Genomic DNA, 23,122 nt, shown 5'->3' with positions numbered 1-23,122 from the left:
GACAGCCTTGCCTTAATTCTTTGTAGGTCTATCTTTGTTGTTTATGGGAAGCAAAGCGAAAAAAATAAGGTTCATCCGACATTTCGTGTGATACGGCAGTCATGTAGTGCAAAAAGTCTAAGTTTGAAATAGTCATCATCTCTATATCCGTAAGCATTTCTCTTCATCACTTTAATTTTATTGTTTATACCCTCCACTTTGGCCGTTGATAGCCGTCCATAATACCATGCGAGTATTTCCTTTTTAGCTGTATTGATTGTATTTGCTAATGAGATTAGAGGTTTTGAATCTGTATCTAATGCCATTGAGACCCAGCTGTTTAATCTTTCCTCTGCTTCATTAATGGTTCGTTGATTATATATTTCTCTCAGGTCCTCCTTGAGGTAATAGGCTTGAGAGAGGGGTTCGTTCATTGCGAGTGCTTTCTGGAGCTTCGTTCTCCCTTTCTCATCAATCATCTTTTCCCCGTTGGCAAGTAGGAGGTATCTTGTTCCTTTGATTAGTTTTTTCTTTCCCTCGTCCACCTCTTTTGCCACTAACTCTCTTCGCACTTTATCAAGGGTATCATTCATTAGCTTGATGACATGAAAGTGGTCAAATACGTGTATGGCATCAGGGGTATTCTCACGTACTGATTTAGAGAAGGCTGATGACATATCTGTCGCCACATACTTTATCTGAACGTTCTTCTTCCTTACCCTTTTCCAAAACGTTGTAAGAGCATCCGCCCCCTTTCCATCGCCAACATGAAGGATTCTTCCTGAGATTAGGTCCACTACGATTGTCTTATAAACATGTCCTTTTCGGACAGCGAACTCATCAATACCTATGCACTGCACCCCTTGTAAGGAGGGCTTGCTGTAGTGTCTCTTAAGATAGGTTGTGTGAATATCCTTTACTACATCCCAACTAACACCTAGCCTTTTTGAAACCTCCTGAATAGTCATTGCCCTTAGCAAATCAACCACGTACTTGGCAAAGCGATTAGAGTACGACCTATTGCCTTTAACAAAGCTGACCCTCTCGTAATCATCGTTTCCGCATTCTTTGCATTTGTATCTTTGTACTTTCATGTGCAATATGGTTTTGGTAGAACCAATTGGTAGCGCATGGATATTACGATACCGGTAGCCATTCTTCACGAGAGTGTATTCCCCGCAGCACGGGCACCTCTTTTTTGTTTTAGAATACTCTATATCTAAAACTATTTTGTTAGTTTTGTAGTGTGTAGCAGTACATTTGACTCCAACAAGACCATATACATGTCGTAGAAAACTGGTATCCATTGTGTAATTAAGCGTTTAGTGGATGATTCGCTCAATTATAATGGATTTCCAGTTTTCTTTCAAATTATCAAAGAGAAAAAAGACTCCGTCGCCCATATCTTGCGGATTTCATCCCGCAAGATGATTGGTGTATACAGGCTGACGCAGTAGTCTCAAGGTGATACAGTCACCCCATCACGCAGAATATCGGATGAGGCAAAAATAAGTACATTTGCAGTTCAAAGAGGCATTCTGCCTTACACACTTTATGGGATACTACCGCTTTTCTAATGCGTAACCCCTGGATGGTGATGTGGTGGGAATGGGGCATAACAAAAGGGTTCCGATTGGATAATCGGAACCCTTTTCATTATGTATGTGTGGAGAAAGTTACTCTGCTAGGAGTATCTTCATCAATTCAATAGCTGCCTTGGACACAGAAGTACCTGGCCCGAAGATAGCTGCCACACCAGCCTTGTAGAGGAAGTCGTAATCCTGTGCTGGAATCACACCACCAGCGATGACGATGATATCCTCACGGCCTAGCTTTTTGAGCTCCTCGATCACTTGTGGGACAAGTGTCTTGTGACCAGCTGCAAGTGAAGAGACACCTAGGATATTGACGTCGTTCTCCACAGCCTGCCTTGCAGACTCTGCTGGGGTCTGGAATAGAGGACCCATATCTACGTCGAAGCCCACATCGGCATATCCAGTAGCCACCACCTTAGCACCACGATCGTGACCATCCTGGCCCATTTTGGCAATCATAATACGTGGCTGACGTCCTTCTTTCTTTGCAAACTGCTCCACAAGGCGAGTTGCCTCCTGGAAGTCTGGATCATTATTTGTTTCTGATGAGTACACGCCTGAAATAGTACGAATAATTGCTTTATAACGCCCTACGACCTCCTCGCAAGCGTCGGAAATCTCTCCTAGTGAAGCCCTTGCCTGAGCCGCTTTCACAGCTAGTTCAAGTAGGTTACCAGTCTTAGTACGAACCGCCTCTGTGATATCGGCCAGTGCCTTCTTCACAGCCTCTTCGTCGCGCTCACCACGAAGCTCCTGCAGACGCTCTACCTGTTGTGTACGAACGGCGGTATTATCCACCTCGAGGATATCGATAGGATCTTCCTTCTCAAGGCGATACTTATTCACACCGATAATCACCTGATTGCGAGAGTCAATACGTGCCTGTGTACGAGCAGCGGCCTCCTCAATACGCATCTTTGGCAAACCGCTCTCGATTGCCTTAGCCATACCACCCAAGCTCTCAATCTCCTGGATATGCTCCCAAGCCTTGTGTACCAACTCATCGGTAAGACTCTCCACATAGTATGAGCCTGCCCATGGGTCTACTTCACGACATACCTCAGTCTCATTTTGGATATAGATCTGAGTATTACGTGCGATACGAGCAGAGAAGTCGGTTGGAAGTGCAATTGCCTCGTCAAGAGCGTTGGTATGGAGTGACTGAGTATGCCCAAGTGCAGCACCCATCGCCTCAATACAAGTACGACCAACGTTGTTGAATGGGTCTTGCTCTGTCAAGCTCCAACCAGAGGTCTGGCAGTGAGTACGAAGAGCCATAGACTTAGGATTCTTTGCTCCAAGGCTCTTGGTGATTTTAGCCCAAAGCATACGAGCCGCCCTCATCTTGGCAATCTCCATAAAGTGATTCATACCAATCGCCCAGAAGAATGACAGACGTGGAGCAAACTTATCAATATCCATACCCGCCTTGATACCAGCTCTCACATACTCAAGTCCATCGGCTAGAGTATATGCCATCTCGATATCTGCTGTTGCACCGGCCTCCTGCATGTGGTAACCAGAGATAGAGATAGAGTTGAACTTAGGCATATTCTGAGAGGTGTACTCAAAGATATCGGCAATGATACGCATACTAAACTCTGGTGGATAGATGTAGGTATTACGCACCATGAACTCCTTCAGGATATCATTCTGAATAGTACCTGCCATCTCCTCCTGCTTAGCGCCTTGCTCTAGACCAGCAACGATATAAAAAGCTAGGATAGGAAGCACGGCTCCATTCATCGTCATAGATACCGACATCTTATTCAATGGAATACCATCGAAAAGCACCTTCATATCCTCAATAGAGCAAATAGAAACTCCGGCCTTACCAACATCACCCTCTACACGCTCGTTATCGGCATTATAGCCACGGTGAGTTGGAAGGTCAAAGGCTACAGAAAGGCCCTTCTGACCAGATGCAAGGTTACGACGATAAAAAGCATTGGACTCCTCAGCAGTAGAGAATCCCGCATACTGACGAATTGTCCAAGGACGCATCGCGTACATCGTGCTATAAGGGCCACGAAGATTAGGTACTACACCAGCAGCATAGTGCAGGTGCTCCATCCCTTCCAAGTCTTCCTTTGTATAGGCTCCCTTTACATTGATCAGCTCAGGAGTAGTCCAGTCGTAATCAATATGATTGGCTTTATTAAACTCTGCGACACTGGGCTGTGACCATCCTCCTTTGAGGATATCTATATCTTTATAATTTGGTTTCATATCTTTTATTTCCCTTTCCTCTTACTTGCTACTTCTTGGTTTGATGCCCATCAGTTCGTTGAACTTCTGCATCGTCTCCAGCACATTGGCCTTGACGTGTACAAAATGCTCAATACCCTTTGCCTGAAGCTCTTCCATGCAGGCAGGAGCTCCAGCAATCACTAGAGGCATTTCGCCCTTCAAAGCCTCAAGAGCTTGAGGTCCATACTCAGCATACTCATCATCACTTGAGCAGAGTACCACGATGTCAGCCCCTGCCTTGCGAGCTGCATCCACACCCTCTTGCACTGTCTTGAACCCTAGATTGTCGATCAGCTTGTACCCAGCTACTCCAAAGAAGTTGGAGCTAAATTGAGAGCGAGCCAACCTCATTGCTAGATTACCGATGGTAAGCATAAATACCTTTGGAGTCTTGCCACTTGCTTCGGTAGCAAGTCTTAGCTCCTCAAAGTCGGAAGCACCACGGCGCTTATCAAGGGCTGTAATCTCTTTACCCTCTACCTTGCTATTGTCAATAACTCTTGTCTCCTCGGTAGCAGTCTCGGTAAAGTTAGGGAATATATTGGTACCCAAGAGGTTCTCTCTACGAGTTGCCACAGCCTTGTGGCGTGCCTCGTTAGAAGCATTCACCGCCTCCTGCACCTTACCCTCATTGGCAAGCTTAGCAAAACCACCTTGCTCCTCAACCTCCAAGAATAGCTTCCAGCCTTGCTCAGCAATAGCTTGCGTGAGGTGCTCAATATAATAGGAACCTCCAGCAGGGTCTACCACCTTATCAAAGTGGCTCTCCTCCTTAAGCAGCAATTGCTGATTACGAGCGATACGACGTGAGAAGTCACTACCCTTAGGATTGTAGTGCTTATCAAAAGGATTCACCGTCACGGAGTGAACACCCGCAATAGTAGCACTCATCGTCTCAGTCATTGAACGAAGGAGGTTAACATAAGCATCGTAAATCGTCTTATTCCACCTACTGGTCTCAGCATGAACTACCGCCTTAGTAGCCCTTTCGGTAGCCTTTTCGTCATTGCTACGAACAATCAAAGCCCAGAGCCAGCGAATAGCTCTAAACTTAGCTATCTCCATAAAGTAGTTAGAGCCAATACCCATCTCAAAGCGGATACGCTCAGCTACTTCGCTAATGCTCTTACCACTCTTTTCACTCACCTTGGCGAGCATATCTGCACCAGCTGCCAAAGCGTAGCCAATCTCTTGGTAAATATAGGCCCCAGCATTCACGAGGTCGACACTCTGGAAAGAAAGACATGTAAACTGTGTCAATGGCTCTGCTGCCTTCAGAACCTCCACAGATGTCTCTACCCACTCCGACCAACGTACGCCAGCACCCAAAGTATGCCTAAATGGATTGAAGCCAAATGAACCTCTTACCTTACCAAGATCTGCCCCAAGAGCCTTAAGTGCCTCCTTCGTTGCTTCAATAAGTTGCACAGTCAGGTCACGACGAGCATAGAGGTTAATCTCCAGCTTATCAAGGTCGATCCCCGCAAGCATCTCTTGGATGGTAGCTGCATTGACGCACTCATCAACAAAGTGGAGGCCAAGACTATTCGCACCACGCTCCATCACACACTTGATATTGGTATTCAGCTGCTTGATATCTCCTTGTACAGCGATATCCTGCCTTACGAGCCAATTATTATCGGCCTTAGTACCCCTTACATAAGGGAACTGACCAGGCAATACATCCTTGGTAGGAAGATGCTCAATATCCTCAGCCCTATAAAATGGCTGAACGTTAAAGCCCTCCTTCGTACGCCAAACTAGCTTCTTCTCGAAGGGAGCTCCCTTAAGGTCTCTAGTGACCACCTCCATCCACTCTTCATTTGAGACTGGAGGAAATTCGCTAAATAGCTTCTCTCTCTTTTCTTTCATAATCATCGAACGATGTGCATTTTGTAGGCTTTTAGTCGTCTACCAATATTATAACTACTAGGGTTTACGCCATTTGGGTTGACGCTCAAGGATAGCAATAACACTCCCAAGAGCAAATGGGTATTATTATCCCTAATTTTTCAATTACAAAGTAACATAAAATAAACCGAAAAAGCAAGTAATTCAATATTTTCTTCCATAAACTTCCAGTATTCCCAAAACTTCAACGGCAGAACAGGGGTGCATTCCAGTCTAATCCAATAAGAGACTAGGTGCATGAACCCGATCTACCCTATAGGCTATAGCAAGGATTTGTGGCTTATAGGTCAAAAGTGTTGGTGAGACCCTTTAAGAAGCCTTTCGCAAAGGGCATCTCAGGAGATTGAAAGATTTGAACGGCTGTTTTTGGGTTTTTGAGGCATAGGGGATATCGTCCAAGTGACCGTGGAGATACAATATAACACAATGATAATGAGCAGGATATATCAGTAATCAAAGAAGATAATCTTGGTTGTGTAGTTGAAAAAACGACTTGACTATGTGATTCTCACCAACATTTTTGACCTATACGCCGGATTTGTCCGACCCACAAGGGGTCGTAAGGGGGAGGGGCGGGATGGCTTCGTATTCCCCTAGTCGTTCGGGGCTAACGCCCCTCCGACTGAGGGGCTAGGATCCGTCTGACCTCTCACGAGGGGAGGTCATCATAATTTACACGATACATTTGGAAATACATTGAAAAAGGTCGACTCGATAATGTTGGATTGTTATTAGAGAATGTTGCACGAAGTGCCATTCACGCGCATTTGCCTCAAATGCGCTGAGACTTTGCACGAAGGATGAAATGCAAGGCGCTGAGGATGAGGCCGAAGGGAGCGTACTCACGTACGTGACCGAGCCCGAATCCCGAAAGCAACGCAGCAGATCGCCTTCGTGCAACAGTCTCTAATTATCTACTATTTTTTAAATACACAAATGGGAAAACAAAAATGCCCCCAAGTGTTATTGCAATCATATCATACCAATCTCCCTTGCCTAACATCATATCCAACCCTTCAAACAAATAATTTCCAAGCAAAATACCTACCAGTAAAAAATACTTCCATCTAAATCCAAAAATTCCCAAAGCCTTTGAGTCTCCCGAATAATAGATTTTAAATACGAGATACCCCAACAGTACAGAAGAAAAACTTGGATAGTTATTTACGAAAGAAAGACCTTCCTTAATTTCAAAATTGGCATAGACATAAGGTCTGTATAGCTTAATAACACAAATGTGAATTATAAGCAACAGGAGAATTAGAGCAATCTCCGCATACGAAGCATACGCTTTGAAATGCTTTATTACTTTACTAAAAATGTTCCTACTCAAGTGAACTTTACTTTCTTGCTGCATCGTAACCTTCTTTAAACTGCTCAGCAGTATCGTAGATTCAAATCACTAGTGCAATTTACTTATTATTTTCCAACCAGATAGCCATTGGGGTCTTGTACTGGTGTTTTTTTTCTTGATCTTGAGTTGATTTTCTGTACATAATTAAGTACTTGCTTATTGGTAAAATCTTTGAAGTCCTCATTCTTTTTCAGGTATTGTCTCAGTAGTTTATTTGAGTACGCAGAATAAGAAGTTTAGTATATTCCGCTATTCCTTAGTTGATAGAAGCATGAAAAAGCTCGCCCGTTGCCTAAGCAACAGACGAGCTACCCACAAAATGAATACACTTGAGATTATACTAGCTCCTGCAAGAGGAGGTTACTTCTTTGGTTCTACTTTTCTATCAGTATAAATCTTTGTATTGATCATACCATGTGTGAAGTTGAGCTCTCCACACTTATCTTGAGAAGTGGTTTTGAGCTGATAGGTAGCAGTACAAGTACCCTTCTTTGTATCAAAGCTGGTAAAGGTGATACTACCTTCGGCAGTACTCCTTTCGATGATTCCTCTACGATACACCACAGCTATACCCTGAGCTCCTTCTGGCAGTAGCTTAGCTCGCTCCTTAATAAAGAGCGAAAACAGCTCCTGATTGGGCGATAATGAATTCACCAAACTAGTTGGCTTAAACTCATAAGGCTTATTCAGCTCAGGTACTCCCTTACTAAGGTCGAGATATAGGATAACGCCATACTGAGTAGGTGTCCGGACATCACCACCCTTCGGTGAGAGGTAAATTGGGAAGTACCCCACCTTATGCTTCTCACTGTAATAGAAGTAAGGGTTATTCTGGCGATAAGGAAGGTTGGCAAGATAGACCGTATGCTCAAACTCCTTGCCATTGACCTTGGCCGACCCTAGGTTTTCACGTGTGAAGTGTAGCTCTGGGGTGTCGGAAGGTTTCAAGCAACTAGTCAGTCCTAAGCCCAATAGCAGGACTGCACCGATAAGATAAAATCTCTTTTTGTTCATGATTAAATGACTATTTAAATGATTACACCAAATTGTATATTACTTTATTTCAAACCGAAGTCCAGCACTCATCTTGAGGTGCCACCGCGAGTTGGCAGAGCTAAAAAACTCTTTATCCAAAGGTATCACATCATATCCACCGCCTATCGCACCATAAAGGGACATCGAATTGGTGATGCTATACTCTGCTCCTACTGAGAGGTGGGTATCGAGATAAAAGTTCTGCTTGAGCTTCTTAACTCCGTTGCCTTTGTATGCTACCGAGACTGGGAACATACCACTGGCTCCAGCACTTCCGTAGCACTTCCATCGACCTAGATCAGCAAAATAATATTGCAGATTCAGGGGGACACCTACTGCATGAATCTTTGCAATGAATTCAGAACCTAAGTTGGAGGTCACATTAAGGTGCCTATAAGCATACTGCACACCACTCTCTAGGCTCCACCTTTTTGAGAGTGGAAGAATAGCCGTTACCGCCAGTTCTATTGGGGCCAGTTCTTTAGTAAAGAATTGCTCTTTGATGGGCTCGAAGTAGCGACTATCTGTGACACTCACTAAGCTGTACCGAGTAGCATTATCCCCCACTCCACCGCTACTGATGGAGGCGCCACTTAGATTCACAGATAGCCTGATGGGTCGCTGCTCCTTAGGTGCTACAGTTATCGACTTTCCATAAGGTCTCACTTCCTCCAGAGGCGGTTCTTGCTCTCTCTCCACCTCCTTCTCCGCCTCCACGGGTTCCTCGTGCACCTCCTTTTCAGGCAGGTCAGTAATCACCTCATCACTTGTACTTTCTTGTATTATTGTCTCGTTGGTGGACTCCACCTTTTCCGCTCTATGGTATCGCACGAATTGATCTACTTGAGTAATACCCTCCTCGTGGTCAATAGGTTTGATAGGCTCTACAATCTTAGCGATCTCGCCATCTGTACACTGTACCAACTGATCAATAGGTTCATTATCCTGGTGTAGCAGTAGTAATAAGAGAATGACCGCTGCAGCTACAGCCGCCCCGCCCCATACTAGCCAAAGGAGAGGTCTCCGTTGTCGCTCTACTGGTAGCTGCAATGGGGGTAATTGGTCGATAGGAGCTTGATAATCCATCAACTTCTCACGCAGCTTCTTTTCCCACTGATCTTTTGGTTCTATTCTTGCTCTTTGATCCATTGCTCAATCCTCCTTTTAAGTTCCAACTTAGCACGATGATACTGAGATGATGAGCTTCGCTCCTTAATTCCTAATCGTGCTGCTATCTCTTTATGACTAAACCCCTCTATCACATACATATTAAGGACCACTCGGTAGCCATCAGGCAACCCCGCGATCATCTCCATCAAGAGGTCATTATCTAGCTGGGCTAGCCACCCCACCTCTTCATCTTGAGGCACCTCCTCGGCTCTCTGCTGCTCCTCGTCATATCTATCCACCATGCGTACATAGAAGCTTTTGAGGTGATTGATGCACTCATTAATCATAATACGCTTCAGCCACGCTATTAGCGATCCTTCCCTTTGATACTTAAAGGTATTCCTAGCGTTATAGGCCTTGCAGATAGCCTCTTGAAATAGATCCTTAGCCACCTCTCTATCCCCCACATACCGAAAGGCAACGCCCAAAAGCCTACGTGCATAAAGCTCGTAGATCTGCTGAAATGCCTTCTCTGGGTCACTACCGAGTAGTGAGGCTATTATTTGTTCGCTATTTACTGGATCCATACATTCTATCTTGGTCTCTCTATAGTGATAACAAGGAGATCACTAAAATACTGCATCAATTACCAAATTTATTTGAGACTTTGCACGAAAGCGATCTGCTGCGTTGCTTTCGGGATTCGGGGTCGGTCACGTACATGAGTACGCTCCCAGCACCCTCACCCTCAGCGCCTGGCATCTCATCCTTCGTGCAAAGTCTCAGCACATTTGAAGCAAATGTACGAGAATGGCACTTCGTGCATCATTCTCTATTTCAGTGCAAGATACATCAAAGCACAGAAAAAAGCGGTCGTCAGAACTATCTAAGTCCAACGACCGCCACTTCACAAACAAACTATTCAACAGCTAATTCTACTCTACATCATCTATCAGCCAATGTTAATCACACGCTCAATAGGAGTCTTCTCCTCTTCCTTGAGTTTTGGAATCACCACTTCTAGCATTCCATTTTCCATCTTGGCCGAGATGCCCTCCTTATCAACATCCTCGGGAAGCAATAGCCTTTGTACAAAGCTCTGATGCATAAACTCCCTACGCAAGTATCTCACGGGGCTTTCCTCAACCCTTGAAACCTCCTTATGCTCACTCTCTGGAGCCTCAGCAGAGTTCGCCTCCTTCTGCTCCTCCTTCTTTTGCATCGAAATCACCAGCGCCTCATCTTCATCAAGCTTTACCTGCACATCCTCCTTAGTCAGTCCAGGAGCTGCTATCTGTATGGTATACTCCTTGTCGCTCTCCATCACATTGCACATAGGAGTGGTGCTCCGCCTATTACTTGCCACAGCTGGTCTCACCATATCATTGGCAAATATCTCATCCATCAAGTCAAAAATTGTACGTCCCATATCTATTTCCTTCCTTTAAGTTTAGTATGCTTATTATCAAACACTTCCTAGAGCCACCTGCCCTAGCTACTTAAGTAAGTGCAAAGCGTTTGCCAAGATAGATATTTGACACTTAGTCCTGACAATTGACTATTTCGTCACGACAGCATGCGGTTTTTGACAAAAAAGAGCGACAAAGGTTACTAGCCCCTACCTCTTAGATAACGAATGTGATTTCGTGCGGGATATATGGTACAGTTCATTGCCCTCTTTATCCAATAAATACATGGTGAGCTTACCGCTTTTTATGGATATAAAGGCAAATCCTGTCTCAGGGCTACAAAACTGCGTTCCCTCTATCGGCTTCACCTTTCGTGAAAGAGCACCCGATGAGACCACCACATAGTCAACAGAGCTACCACGAGGGCGAATATGCTGATGATTGTGTATGTGTCCTGATAGATAGAGGTCTACCCAATACTTCTCCAGCAGTGGCTGAACGTACTTCTGCATATCCAATCGCTCTGATTCAGACTTTTTTGTATCCGCATATACGGGGTGATGACCGGCAACTATTTTGTAATCCGCCGTGCTATTGGCTAAGCCCTTTTCCAGCCAAGCCAATTGCTCTTCTCGGCTCTCACCCTGTACGCTTCGGTACTCTGGATCATTACGATACTTATCAATCAGCGGGCAAGTATCCAACATAAAGAGCTCCACCTTCTCCCCCTCGTCAGTCGTGAAGCAGAGAGAGTAATAGCGTGCGGGCATCACCCACCTACGGCTAACCTTAGAATAATCAATCATCGCCTGCACATTACCCTTTTGCTCATGATTGCCAATGATGGGGTACCAAGGTATCTGGAGCTCGGGGTGATCGTAGACCAATTCAAAGTTAGTCATCCACAGCGGGTCGGAAGTGCTCTCCAGCCCAATGTAGTGAAAGTTATCTCCAAGGGTGAGTACAAACTCGGCATCGCCATTGCCAGCCAGTTCGCCCATACTCTGTGCAATAGCTTTCTGATCATAATAGCCATTGCGACCCTGGTCGGTAATAATCAGGAAATTAAATCCACCATCACTCGCCTCAGCTATCTCTGAAGGCGACATCTGTGCAAAGGCACTTAGCGGTAGTAGTAGCCAAAGGGCTAGTAAGATCCTATTTATTTTGTAAGTCATAGTCCTATTATAATGAATGTAAATGTTTATAGATTCCAACGGATACCAGCGTTAAAGGTTGGCTTGTAAAGCTCCAATTGCATTAGCCGATCCTTCTGGCCTTGGTAGTAATAGAGGGGCGTATTGAGTAAGTTCTTGGCATCGAAGAAGATTTGCAAGTTTTGCTTTATCTTGTAATTGGCATTGAAGTCCAAGAAAGCCTGACTTCCGTAGTAACGATCTTCGAAATCATTTTTACCCAATTCATCGACATACGAACTGGTATAGTTGAATGATAGACGTGCCGTGAAGTGCTTATCCTCGAAAGCGATAGAGGCATTAACGGTATGAGGTGCCGAACCAGGCAACATCATGCCCTGACGCTCTTCGCCCTCTTCATTGGTAATACCCGAAGCCTTGGAGTGGGTATAGGTGTAATTGAGGTAGAGAGAAAGGCGCCGTAGGAAGGCCAAGGGCAGGAAGTCGAGCTGGCGATTGTACGAGACCTCAAAGCCATATATATCTACCGACTCGCCATTGTGGTGTGTCTTGTAGTCCCACTCCTCACCCACTGGAATTGGATTGCTACGGGAGGGATAGAGCTTGGCGAAGTCACTATTCGTAAAGCTACTGGTCGCATAGGTGTAGATAAAGTCGTTCAGATGCTTGTAAAAGAGCCCCGCAGATAGCGATGCCACATTACCTGGATAGTACGAAGCAATTAGATCCACATTGTGAGCATAGGTACTCTTAAGATCCGAATTGCCGAGCGATATATTGTGATCGGCATTTGAGATATTCATATAAGGTACCAACCAGTAGTAGTTTGGTCGAGCAATAGAAGTTGAATAGGCAGCTCTCAGTACTGTCTTTTTATTGGGTTCGTACTTAAGGGTCAGATTAGGGAAGAAGTTGGTATAGCTATTCTTGTCTTTGACATCTTCACCCTTCTCATCTTCTATCAATGTATGCCCTAGGTAGTCAATCGCTGTGTGCTCAATTCTCAACCCAGTAATAATCACTAGCTTCTTGGTGATATTTTGGTCCCACCGCAAATAGGCAGCATAGATATTCTCCTTAGCATTGTAGTTGGCAGTCCAGTATTCACTCAGTATGGCCTCGCGATCAAACTTTTGGGAATTACCGAGATCCAACCCGCCCAAATAGGCTTTGCTTGGGAATTGTCCTGGCACATAGCCTTTGCTATTAAGAAACTTAGCATCGTTCCACTCTACCAAGTCCATCTGAGGGAAATCTGGGAAGTCACCCTTTGGTTCATATTCGTAGTAGATATTGTCTCGATCCTTTTCCTTGAGGCGAAGCTTGGCACCAATACGGAGACGACCTTTCTGCTCGGGAATCACGGAAAGGGGAAAGCGGAAATTGAGTTTGGCACCCCACTCATTTTCATAGGTCATCTGCTCAGACTCTGAGAGCGTATCCAATCCAAACTTATCCACAGACTCATTTTGTGCTGAAATCTTTGGGTATCGAGTATCAGATAGGTCTTGCTCAAAAGTGACCTTCTTTTGTCGCATATTGATATAGCGCTCGTGAGGGCGATGCTCAGAAGCTCTTGAGTAGGAGGCTCCCCAGTTCATCTCTACCTTACTTCCCAATAGATGCTCACCACCCAAAGCGATATTGTAGACACGCTGATCCTCTAATCGGCGATTACGATTGCGAGAGTTGTCAATACCTCCTTTAGTCTGGCGATCAATACGTCCGCTATAAGTGCCGTCACTCTCTAGCTTCATCTTGGTCATACGGTAGCGAAAGCGATTTTCTCTATCATCACGCCAATTGTAGAGGGTCTTCAAGTAGATTGAACTTGAGTTATTGAACTTGTAATCCAGGTTGATAGATCCGCTACGGCGTACACGCTGTACATCGTACTTGCGGATCTGAAAGTCTTTCATATAGATATCATCACCTTTGGAAGTCCATTCGCCCTCAATATTGTCGGAGCCATAGTCTTTATTCTGATATGAAAAAGAAACCACCATTCCTAGCTTATCATCTAGATAGTGATTGCCATAGGTGAGGGCTCCATTGAAGGTTGGTTTATTTCGAATAACGTTGTAACCTCCACCCATATTGATCGATAACTTTTGACGTCGTGGGGCGGTCTTGGTAACTAAGTTGACCGAACCACCGATAGCATCGGCCTCCATATCGGGGAGTAGAGTCTTATTGACCTCGATCATAGAGATCATATCACTAGGGATCAAGTCCATCTGCACATTGCGGTTATCCCCTTCGGCACTTGGTATGCGTCCGCCATTGAGGGTCACCGAATTGAGATGTGGTGCTAAACCACGCATCACGATATTGCGAGCCTCCCCTTGGTCATTTTGCATTGTGATGCCTGATATTCGCTTCAAGACATCACCAACATTGGAGTCGGGGAACCTCCCTATCTGGTCTGCAGAGACCATATTGGTGATGTTGCTATTACTTCGCTCCGTATTGAGTGCACGGGCTTGACCTTTCAATAGCTCTCCCACAATCACCACCTCACCAGTTGTGAATGTTGACTCACGCAACTTCACATTGATACTGATATTTTTTCCTTTCTGTACGGTAACTTTAGAATTGTACTCCTCAAAGCCTAGATACTTGACCGTCAGAGTATATGAACCTGCTGGGACATCTAGGAAGACAAACGAGCCATCGGCAGTAGAGACTGTGTACCGATTGTCCTTATCCAAGGTCAATATGGCTCCAGGCAGATATGCTCCATTCTCATCGAGTACAACACCCGATAGATTACCTGTGGTCTTGGAGGGTTGAGCTTTCTCTGAACGTTCTATGGGTTGCGTTGCCGAAGCCACTCGATTGCTGGGTAATAATAAAGCCCCGGCAACTATTGACAACCATAGCATCCTTTCTTTTCTAAACATAATAATGTTTCTAGTTTAACATTGTTAACGTGACAACTATTCGTTTCGCAAAAGTATAATAACCAGATTACAATTCCCTTCTGTCTATGTGACAATGCTGTTGCGATCATCACGTAACTTATCCTCAAGAACTACCCCATCCCCCAGAATTCCAAACTGCGAAATAAGACGAAAATATCGGCTAAAACAGGGTCACAGACACACCTTTCACAACCAACTGGATTTCAACACTATACCAAAGCGCTTGCCGAGATGCAACTAAACAATCGGCGAGATGCAACTCGGCAAATGCTTAGTTGCAACTCGCCGATTGCTTAGTTGCATCTCCACTTTTACCCCACTAGCATAGATGATTTATGAAGGGTTTAGAGATGGCGATTGACTCAGGGGTGACGCATTAGGCTGATGCATACCCTCGCTCCTAAACTGAAAGGGAGTGATTATCTCATTAATGTTTAGTAGATTTGCGTAGAGATATACTTATAGTACTATTAGCTTAAAATGGAAGAGACTAAGCGACCAATTAATTGGCGTCCCTACCTTTATAGATATATTGTCCCATTAGTGGTCATCACTGGGATATTGATGGCATGGACCTGGGAACGTCCAGAGCCGGCCGATCCCTACCCTATGGAGGTGATGGAAGGGAGGGTGGCCTATCGCTTTAGGGGGAGCTACAATAGAGACTTCAATGACCTCAATGATATACAGCTCAAAGCAGCCAAGAAAAAAGGGATTACCCCAGCCCAAACTCGCAATGAGCTGGAGCATAAGAAGGGACTCGTGGAGCTACAGAGCAATGATCATTACAAAATAATGGAGCTGACACACTCCGTTCCCTATGTGATTCCTGAAATGGCACAGCTCCTTGAGGAGATTGGGTCGAGCTTTGTAGGAGTGCTTTCGGAGGACCGACTTCCACTCTATCGCCCAGTGATCACGAGTGTTACACGCACGGAGGAAGATGTGCGAAAGCTACGACGAGGGAATGGCAATGCTTCCGAAAATAGCACCCATAGGTATGGAACTACGGTAGATATATCGTGGAAAAGGTTTGACAAAGTAGACCCTAATGACCCACGTGACCTATCGGAGGAAGAGCTGAAGCACCTTCTCGCCATGGTACTCAAGAGGTATCACAATCAAGAGCGTTGCTACATCAAGCATGAGCGTCAACAAGCCTGCTTTCATATCACTGTACGATGAGACCTATTAGCACCAACCCTTTAGTCCGAATCATCTCTCCAGACTACGAAAGGTATCAGGAGATAAAAAATGTACACGATCCAATAAGCCGTAAGCAGCTGCTCAAGGAACTTATTGACCGTGTACGCAGGGAAGAGGTGCTGATCCAATACGTTAACCCCTCATTTACCCAACCTAAGCTGGTGGCATTTGACCTTGATGGCACGCTAGTAGCAGGCGAATTCATACACACCATTGCCACGCAAGGAGTAACACCTGAGATGGAAAAGGAGCTAAGACAGCTCACCGAGGAGGCACTTAATGGGGTTAAAGACTGGAGTCACAATTACGAGAAAAGGGTGGCCCTTTTACAAGGAACGAGGGTGAAGCGTTTGGAGAATATCTATCAGTTACTTCCTCTGGCTGAGGGAGCAAAAGAGTTGATTGCCTCTCTGAAAATCAAGGGGATCAAAACCGCAATCATTTCTGGTGCGTGGAGTGAATATGCCGAGTACATTGCAAGGATAACGGGTATTGAGCACTGCTTTGCCACTAGATGGGAATTGGATAATGGGCAAGTCACCGGTCGCATCAGTGGCCCAATACTCTCGCCCGAGGCCAAGTGGGAGGTGCTGAGGCAATTGGCAGAGGAGCATCAAATTCTGCCAAAAGATATCGTAGTAGTGGCCGATGGCTATAACGACCTAGAGATGATGACCCACGTGGGGTCGTGCATACTTTTACACGCCACGCCCCATCACCCCCTACCACTAATGGAGTGTGTTCAACAGATTTTATGCAAAGAATTTACAAACTAATACTAAACATATGAGGTACGGATACGTAAAAGTGGCCGCAGCAGTGCCATTCGTCAAAGTAGCAGACTGCTTCTACAATGTAAAGCGTCACGAGGCGATGATTCGCCGTGCAGAGGAACAAAATGTAGAGATGCTCACTTTCCCTGAACTCTCTATCACAGGATACACCTGTGGAGACCTATTTTTACAACCCTTCTTGCTCGAACAGGCTGAGAAGGCCATCTGCCAATTGGCGGAACGCACCAAGGACCTTAAGATGCTCATCATCGTGGGCATGCCACTAAGGGCGGAGGAGAAGCTATACAATGCCGCAGTAGCAATCCAAGAGGGGAAGATACTAGGAGCCATACCCAAAACCTATCTGCCCAACTATCGGGAGTTTCAGGAGAAGCGGTGGTTTGATAGCTCGCTAGAGCTCTCCTACTCCACTGTGACTATCGGGACTCACGAGGTACCGATTGGGCACGACATTATCTTTAAGTGTGGCGATGTAGGGGTTGGCATTGAGATTTGCGAGGATATGTGGACGCCCGTGACACCAGGCACCCGCTTGGCACTCAATGGGGCACACCTCATCTTCAACCTCTCGGCGAGCAACGAGAATGCGGGGAAGAATAAATACCTCAAGTCGCTTGTCTCTTCTCTCTCTAGTCAGGCAATCACTGGCTACGTTTACTGCTCATGCGGTTTTGGCGAAAGCTCCACAGATCTTGTCTATAGCGGGAAGGCCTTTATCGCTGAGAATGGAGAGATTGTGGCAGAGATGGAGCGCTTCGAGCTAGCAGAAAAGTTGCTTGTAAGCGATATCGATGTAGAGCGCATCCGCACAGAGCGCCTAATCAATAGCTCTTTCCGTACAGCGGCCTCAGTCTATGCAGGTGGGGATAAACTAAGTGTGGTACCATTCCAACTCAAGGAGGCGGATAAGAGCTTTGAGATGACTCGTCCGGTGGAGAGGAATCCTTTTATGCCTTCTACAACCAACCTTACTGAGCGTTGTGAAGAGATGTGCCAAATCCAGATGGTAGCACTCGCTCAGCGACTCAATTACCTGAAGGGATCAAAGGTGGTGATTGGTGTAAGTGGTGGCTTGGATAGCACACTCGCCCTTATCGTAGCTGTGCGTACAATGGATATGCTAGGCCGTGATCGCAAGGATGTGATCGGGGTACTGATGCCAGGCCTTGGCACCAGTGACCGCACCTATCAAAACTCTAAAAAACTGGTCTCTCTTCTTGGTGTTGCCTCGAAGGAAGTCTCTATTAGCGAGGCATCTGTCGCACACCTGAAGAATATTGGGCACAACGGCACTACGGAAGATACCACTTACGAGAATGCACAAGCACGGGAGCGGACTCAGGTGCTGATGGATATTGCCAATATGGAGGGGGCTTTTGTACTCGGTACTGGCGACCTCAGTGAGTTGGCACTCGGCTGGTGTACGTTCAATGCCGACCACGCAAGTATGTACAGCATCAACGGCTCTATCCCTAAGACAGGGGTAAGGATGATGGTACAGCACTTTGCCGATACCATGCTCTTCGATAGTGAGGAGCTAGCCCAATTGCTGAGAGATATCGTTGATACCCCAGTAAGTCCGGAACTCACCAAGGGAGCATTGAAGCAACAGACGGAAAGCATCATCGGGCCTTATGAGGTGCACGACTTCTTTATCTACCATATGCTTCAGAATGCCTACTCCCCCAACAAGATATTCTATCTTGCTCGGAAGGCCTTTGATGGTATCTATACCAAAGAGCAGCTCAAGGAGTGGATGAAGATCTTTGCTCGTCGCTTCTTCGCACAGCAGTACAAGCGCAACTTCCTGCCAGATGGACCAAAGGTGGGTGTAGTATCCCTCTCTCCTCGTGGCACGTGGCGTATGCCTAGTGATGCCTCGGCAGAGATGTGGCTAGAAGCCATCGACAAGTTCTAACCCCGTAACCACTATATACTAATAGAGCCGATGGGTCATACAACCCATCGGCTCTATTTATTTTATGTGTAAAGCTCTATATTAAAACAGGGAGAAGCGGACGTACCGCTTTGGATTGGTCTTAATATCTTGGAGCAAGCTATCGGCCGACAATACTGCGGAATCAAGCTTTTGGTACAGTTGCTGATCATTGAGGAGCAGTCCGAGGCTGCCTTCTTTACTATTAAGCTGCACGGAGACGGCTTTCAACTCCGATACCACGCGAGAGAAGTCAGCAAGGGTTTGCTCAATATTGGCCTCCTCTATTTTACCAGTGACACTTTGCACCGAGCCTGCCGATGACTCTACACTATCAAGTATCCTGGGCACCGTCCCCGACATCAAACCATCCAACCGACGAGTAGTTGAGCTAATCGCCTTGGTAGAGGCATTGAGTTGAGACATAATCTCCTGAACCTCCGTACTATTAATTAATCCATTCACACTACCACTGAGGCTGTCAATAGATAGAATAGCAGCATTAAGGTTAGGCAATAACTCATCTGATATCTTTGACATGAAGTCGACCGTCGACTGACCCACTAACGTATCGCCATGGGCTACATATCCTGTAGTCTCCGCTGGTGTCATCAGATGAATAGAACCACCTGCCAATGGGTTATCACGGATAACAGCCACCGTATTGAGGGGGATTTGCAGTTCTGAATTAAGGGAGAGTTGCACCACATTTCCATTAAAGTGCTTATAATCAAATTTGATACTCCGCACATTACCCACTCTATACCCATTGAGGTAGACCGAAGTAGAGCGGTCTACGCCTTGGAGATTAGAGAAAGTGGCATAATAGGTATTATTCTGTTCGAATACATTGATGCCTTTGAGAAAGTTAAACCCAAAGTAAAACATCAATATAGTTGCCAAAGTAGTGACCCCTATCAGAGTGGCCTTTTGCTTATGATTAAAACTCTTCTCCATAACTCACTAGAATATTAAAGGCTTGATATTAAGACCTGTACTCTCCACCAGTCCCAGCATCAGATTCATAATGTGAATTGCCGTGCCAGCAGCTCCCTTCATCAGGTTGTCCATGGTACTGACAATCAGGAGCCGATCACCGTGCTTTGAGAGATGGATATGCATCTCATTGGTATTAACCGTATCACGCACATCGGGGTAAGAATCGACGATATGCACAAAGGAGTGATCATCAAAATATTCCTCGTAGATTGCTCGCACACTATCAATATCAAGAGGACAGTCAAGATAAAGCGTCGTATAGATTCCCCTATTAAAGTCTCCCCGCATAGGGATAAAGACAATCTCCGAATCAAAGCTATTCTGGATATTACGTAGCGTCCGCTCAATCTCACCAATATGCCGATGCTCTAATGGTTGTAGTACGTGGAAGTTATCAAAGAGCATATCATAAGTGATGCCAGAGATTACACGCGGACGAGCGAGTGCTTCCGTTTTTCCAGCCACAGAAGTAACGTGGATATCGCTATTGAGTAGCAGGTGCTTAGCTAGCGGGATCAGAGGCGTCTGAATAGCCGATGCAAACGCCCCCGGCACCGAAGCCTTGGTAGCTTTGGTAAGTGCTCTACGATTGGCCTCTGGCAGCCCATATACAAAGCCCGTCTCCTCAGGGTCGGTATGGCGATACTCTTGGGAGAAGTCAATCACCTTCATCCCTTCAGGCATCTCAAAGCGTTGCAAAAACTCTCGGGTACTCGCTGCAGATTGTAGGCACAAGAAAAGCACATCCAGTCCCTCCAACTGTAGCTCATCAGTAAAATTGAGTGTACGCATAGAGTTGAGGTCATTGAATAGCTCCGCCACACTCATTCCCGCACGTTGGGGAGCATAGATCATCTCTAGGTGTACATCTGGGTGGTGTACCAATAGGTTATATAGCTCCCCCACCGCATAACCTTCACTCCCTACAATCCCTACTTTATACATAACTACTAGACTTTATTATTCAGCTACTCGCCGTATATTTTCTTTTTCTGTTCAGCGACTATTGGGTCGGTGATATAGTCGTCATAGCTCATCATCTTATCAATGATACCATTAGGACCTAACTCAATCACACGATTAGCCACTGTATTGATAAACTCGTGGTCGTGACTACTGAATAGCACGATGCTAGGATAGTTAATCAGCGTATTGTTAAAAGCCTGGATACTCTCAAGGTCCAAGTGGTTAGTAGGCGTATCGAGGACCAGCACATTGGCATCTTGTAGCATCATTCGAGCGATCATCACACGCATCTTCTCTCCTCCTGATAGCACACTCGCCTTCTTCTTCAGCTCATCTCCATTGAAGAGCATTCGTCCGAGGTACCCCTTTAGAAAGACCTCATTGGTATCTTGTGCAAACTGCGAAATCCACTCAATCAGGTCGTAATCCGTATTGAAGTAGGCACTATTATCCAAAGGCAAGTAGGCAGTCGTTACCGTTTGCCCCCACTCAAATGTACCCTCGGCTGGCTTCTCCTCGCCATTGATGATTTGGAAAAAAGCAGTCATCGCTCTAGGGTCGTGCGAGAGGAATACCACCTTATCCCCCTTCTCAATATTGAAGTTGATATTCTTAAATAATAGCGTCTCCTCACCATCGCCACCAGCATAGGCCGTCAACCCTTTCACCTCCAATATCTTATTACCCACCTCACGCTCAGGGGTGAAGATGATACCTGGGTAGCGACGAGTAGAGGGCTTAATCTCCTCCACATTGAGCTTCTCCAGCATCTTCTTACGGCTAGTGGTCTGCTTACTCTTCGCCACATTGGCACTAAATCGACGGATAAACTCCTCCAACTCCTTCTTCTTCTCCTCCGCCTTCTTATTCTGCTGTTGTTGCTGCCTAAGGGCAAGCTGACTACTCTGGTACCAGAAGCTATAGTTACCACTAAACTGCTGCACCTTGCCGTAGTCGATATCCACCGTATGTGTACAAACAGAGTCCAGGAAGTGACGGTCGTGGCTCACCACCAGCACCGTATTCTCAAAATCTACCAGATAATTCTCTAGCCACTGCACCGTATCTAGGTCCAAGTCGTTGGTAGGCTCGTCCAATAGCAGGTTATCAGGCTTACCGAAGAGTGCTCTTGCCAGTAGCACCCGCACCTTCTGTTTATTGCTCAGGTCACCCATCATCTGATAGTGAAAAGCCTCCTTTATGCCCAGGCCCGAGAGCAACTGTGCCGCATCACTCTCAGCATTCCACCCCTCCATCTCAGCAAACTTCTCCTCCAGCTCCGCCGCACGTATACCATCCTCATCACTAAAGTCGGGCTTTGCATAGAGAGCATCCTTCTCCTGCATAATATCCCAAAGTACTGTGTGCCCCGTGAGCACCGTATCCATCACCGAAAGGTGGTCAAAAGCAAAGTGATCCTGACTTAATACTGAAAGACGCTCACCAGGAGCCATCGACACCATCCCTTTAGTAGGGTCCAACTCCCCACTGATAATACGAAGAAGCGTAGACTTTCCCGCTCCATTAGCGCCAATAATGCCATAGCAATTGCCTGGCAAAAACTGCATATTTACATCTTGAAAAAGGGTACGCCCCCCAAATTGTATCGCTAGATCACTTAGTTGAATCATCTCTTACTTACTACTATTATGGTAAATTATAAGCAAAGATACCAAATAACATCTAGCTATCAGAAAGAATGACCATGAAATCTATAATACTACAAATAATTCCAATATATAAGAATATAAAAAACAACATACCTATAGCAAAATAAATGAATACGAACTGAAACACAATCACAATTGACTATAGATATGAAATAAATAGTATTTTGGAAATGAATAAAAAATGACGATGAAGCCGAAAGGATAGTTCTCACAACCCAAAGGAAGAAACTAAAAAGGAATGCACAAGTCACCTCCACAAACGCAATAAATATGCAATAAACAAGCACAAAGATACCAAAGAGCCCCACCTACCTTGCTCCCTAGAGAGCCCTAAATAAAGCTAAGGAATACTATGGCCCTCTTCATCGCATTGGTCAGCAGTTGCCCACCTTTCTGACCTATCCGACCTGCCCTACTCGTCCGATCTGTCCGACTCGTCCGACTCGTCCGAGAATGGCTACAGAAGCAGCGATGGAGAGGCAAGTGGCAGTGAACAGTACAAAAAAGAAGAGAGACACTCTAGGAAAAACTTCCTAAAGTGTCTCTCTCTGTAAAATGGCGACTACCTACTCTCCCTTGTTAAAAGTACCATCGGCGTGACTAGGCTTAACTTCTCTGTTCGGAATGGTAAGAGGTGGATCCCTAGTGCTATAGTCACCTAATTATATCGTGACATACTGGCAAATATCATAGCTATCTACTATCAATAGCTCTTAGAAACTCTGAGATGACATCTCGAATGTATATCTCAATTCTATCTATCTTACTCAATATATGAAGCGTACAACATTTAGTACCTATTCATGCGTACTGTAATTACACAACAC

Annotated in this window: 16 protein-coding genes, 1 rRNA gene and 1 pseudogene; 3 read left to right on the top strand and 15 right to left on the bottom strand. The window is 45.5% G+C overall.

The annotated features are described in order from the left end of the window. Window positions 1–71 precede the first annotated feature (71 nt). The 11 genes and pseudogenes from MWL85_RS02560 to MWL85_RS02515 all read right to left on the bottom strand — a co-directional run bounded on the left by MWL85_RS02560 (window position 72) and on the right by MWL85_RS02515 (window position 14,703). A complete protein-coding gene (locus tag MWL85_RS02560; RefSeq protein WP_244400646.1) occupies window positions 72–1,286 on the bottom strand; it encodes an ISL3 family transposase in 1,215 nt (404 codons plus the stop codon). Window positions 1,287–1,655: 369 nt separating this feature from the next. Further along, on the bottom strand, window positions 1,656–3,803 hold the full coding sequence (gene scpA, locus MWL85_RS02555) for a methylmalonyl-CoA mutase (protein WP_021903276.1): 2,148 nt from the start codon (window positions 3,801–3,803) through the stop codon (window positions 1,656–1,658). Between the two features lie 21 nt (window positions 3,804–3,824). Continuing rightward, window positions 3,825–5,696 carry a methylmalonyl-CoA mutase small subunit gene (mutA, locus tag MWL85_RS02550; protein ID WP_244401298.1) on the bottom strand — a complete coding sequence of 624 codons (1,872 nt, stop codon included), beginning with the start codon at window positions 5,694–5,696 and terminating at the stop codon, window positions 3,825–3,827. A 949-nt stretch (window positions 5,697–6,645) separates the two neighbouring features. After that, a complete protein-coding gene (locus MWL85_RS02545) occupies window positions 6,646–7,092 on the bottom strand; it encodes a hypothetical protein (RefSeq protein ID WP_244401297.1) in 447 nt (148 codons plus the stop codon). A 55-nt stretch (window positions 7,093–7,147) separates the two neighbouring features. Further along, a pseudogene (locus tag MWL85_RS11675) lies at window positions 7,148–7,310 on the bottom strand (IS30 family transposase); the annotation flags it as partial. A 139-nt stretch (window positions 7,311–7,449) separates the two neighbouring features. Beyond that, window positions 7,450–8,103, bottom strand: a complete 654-nt coding sequence (locus MWL85_RS02540; RefSeq protein WP_244401296.1) for a hypothetical protein — start codon at window positions 8,101–8,103, stop codon at window positions 7,450–7,452. A gap of 39 nt (window positions 8,104–8,142) precedes the next feature. Further along, window positions 8,143–9,273: a porin family protein gene (locus MWL85_RS02535; protein WP_244401295.1), complete on the bottom strand. Its 1,131-nt coding sequence runs from the start codon at window positions 9,271–9,273 to the stop codon at window positions 8,143–8,145. Continuing rightward, window positions 9,252–9,821: an RNA polymerase sigma factor gene (locus MWL85_RS02530; RefSeq protein ID WP_244401294.1), complete on the bottom strand. Its 570-nt coding sequence runs from the start codon at window positions 9,819–9,821 to the stop codon at window positions 9,252–9,254. Before MWL85_RS02530 ends, MWL85_RS02535 begins: the two co-directional genes overlap by 22 nt. A gap of 365 nt (window positions 9,822–10,186) precedes the next feature. After that, window positions 10,187–10,663, bottom strand: a complete 477-nt coding sequence (locus MWL85_RS02525) for an Hsp20/alpha crystallin family protein (protein WP_244401293.1) — start codon at window positions 10,661–10,663, stop codon at window positions 10,187–10,189. Window positions 10,664–10,852: 189 nt separating this feature from the next. Beyond that, window positions 10,853–11,821 carry a metallophosphoesterase gene (locus tag MWL85_RS02520; RefSeq protein WP_244401292.1) on the bottom strand — a complete coding sequence of 323 codons (969 nt, stop codon included), beginning with the start codon at window positions 11,819–11,821 and terminating at the stop codon, window positions 10,853–10,855. Window positions 11,822–11,847: 26 nt separating this feature from the next. Beyond that, window positions 11,848–14,703, bottom strand: a complete 2,856-nt coding sequence (locus tag MWL85_RS02515) for a TonB-dependent receptor (protein ID WP_244401291.1) — start codon at window positions 14,701–14,703, stop codon at window positions 11,848–11,850. A 501-nt stretch (window positions 14,704–15,204) separates the two neighbouring features. Here MWL85_RS02515 and MWL85_RS02510 point away from each other — a divergent pair. The 3 genes from MWL85_RS02510 to MWL85_RS02500 are packed head-to-tail and all read left to right on the top strand — an operon-like array spanning window position 15,205 to window position 18,642. After that, window positions 15,205–15,909 (top strand): DUF5715 family protein, encoded by a 705-nt coding sequence (locus MWL85_RS02510; protein ID WP_244401290.1) that lies wholly within the window; start codon window positions 15,205–15,207, stop codon window positions 15,907–15,909. After that, window positions 15,906–16,706, top strand: coding sequence for a phosphoserine phosphatase SerB (gene serB / locus MWL85_RS02505; RefSeq protein WP_244401289.1), 801 nt, complete (start codon window positions 15,906–15,908; stop codon window positions 16,704–16,706). Before MWL85_RS02510 ends, serB begins: the two co-directional genes overlap by 4 nt. Before the next feature lie 10 nt (window positions 16,707–16,716). Continuing rightward, on the top strand, window positions 16,717–18,642 hold the full coding sequence (locus MWL85_RS02500; protein WP_244401288.1) for an NAD(+) synthase: 1,926 nt from the start codon (window positions 16,717–16,719) through the stop codon (window positions 18,640–18,642). A gap of 81 nt (window positions 18,643–18,723) precedes the next feature. Here MWL85_RS02500 and MWL85_RS02495 read toward each other — a convergent pair whose 3' ends face one another. From MWL85_RS02495 to rrf, 4 genes are all read right to left on the bottom strand, one after another. Beyond that, entirely contained in the window at window positions 18,724–19,617 is an 894-nt protein-coding gene (locus MWL85_RS02495) for an MlaD family protein (protein WP_244401287.1), read from the bottom strand. A gap of 6 nt (window positions 19,618–19,623) precedes the next feature. Then, the gene (locus MWL85_RS02490) at window positions 19,624–20,604 is read right to left on the bottom strand and encodes an N-acetyl-gamma-glutamyl-phosphate reductase (protein WP_070707054.1); all 981 of its coding nucleotides are present in this window, start codon (window positions 20,602–20,604) and stop codon (window positions 19,624–19,626) included. A gap of 23 nt (window positions 20,605–20,627) precedes the next feature. Further along, window positions 20,628–22,256: an ABC-F family ATP-binding cassette domain-containing protein gene (locus tag MWL85_RS02485; RefSeq protein WP_244401286.1), complete on the bottom strand. Its 1,629-nt coding sequence runs from the start codon at window positions 22,254–22,256 to the stop codon at window positions 20,628–20,630. Between the two features lie 592 nt (window positions 22,257–22,848). Next, window positions 22,849–22,957, bottom strand: a 5S ribosomal RNA gene (gene rrf / locus MWL85_RS02480). Between the last annotated feature and the right edge of the window lie 165 nt (window positions 22,958–23,122).

It is taken from the genome of Porphyromonas somerae, from assembly GCF_022845615.1.
Lineage (GTDB): Bacteria > Bacteroidota > Bacteroidia > Bacteroidales > Porphyromonadaceae > Porphyromonas_A > Porphyromonas_A somerae.
This window is presented reverse-complemented; position numbering and strand designations above follow the sequence as displayed.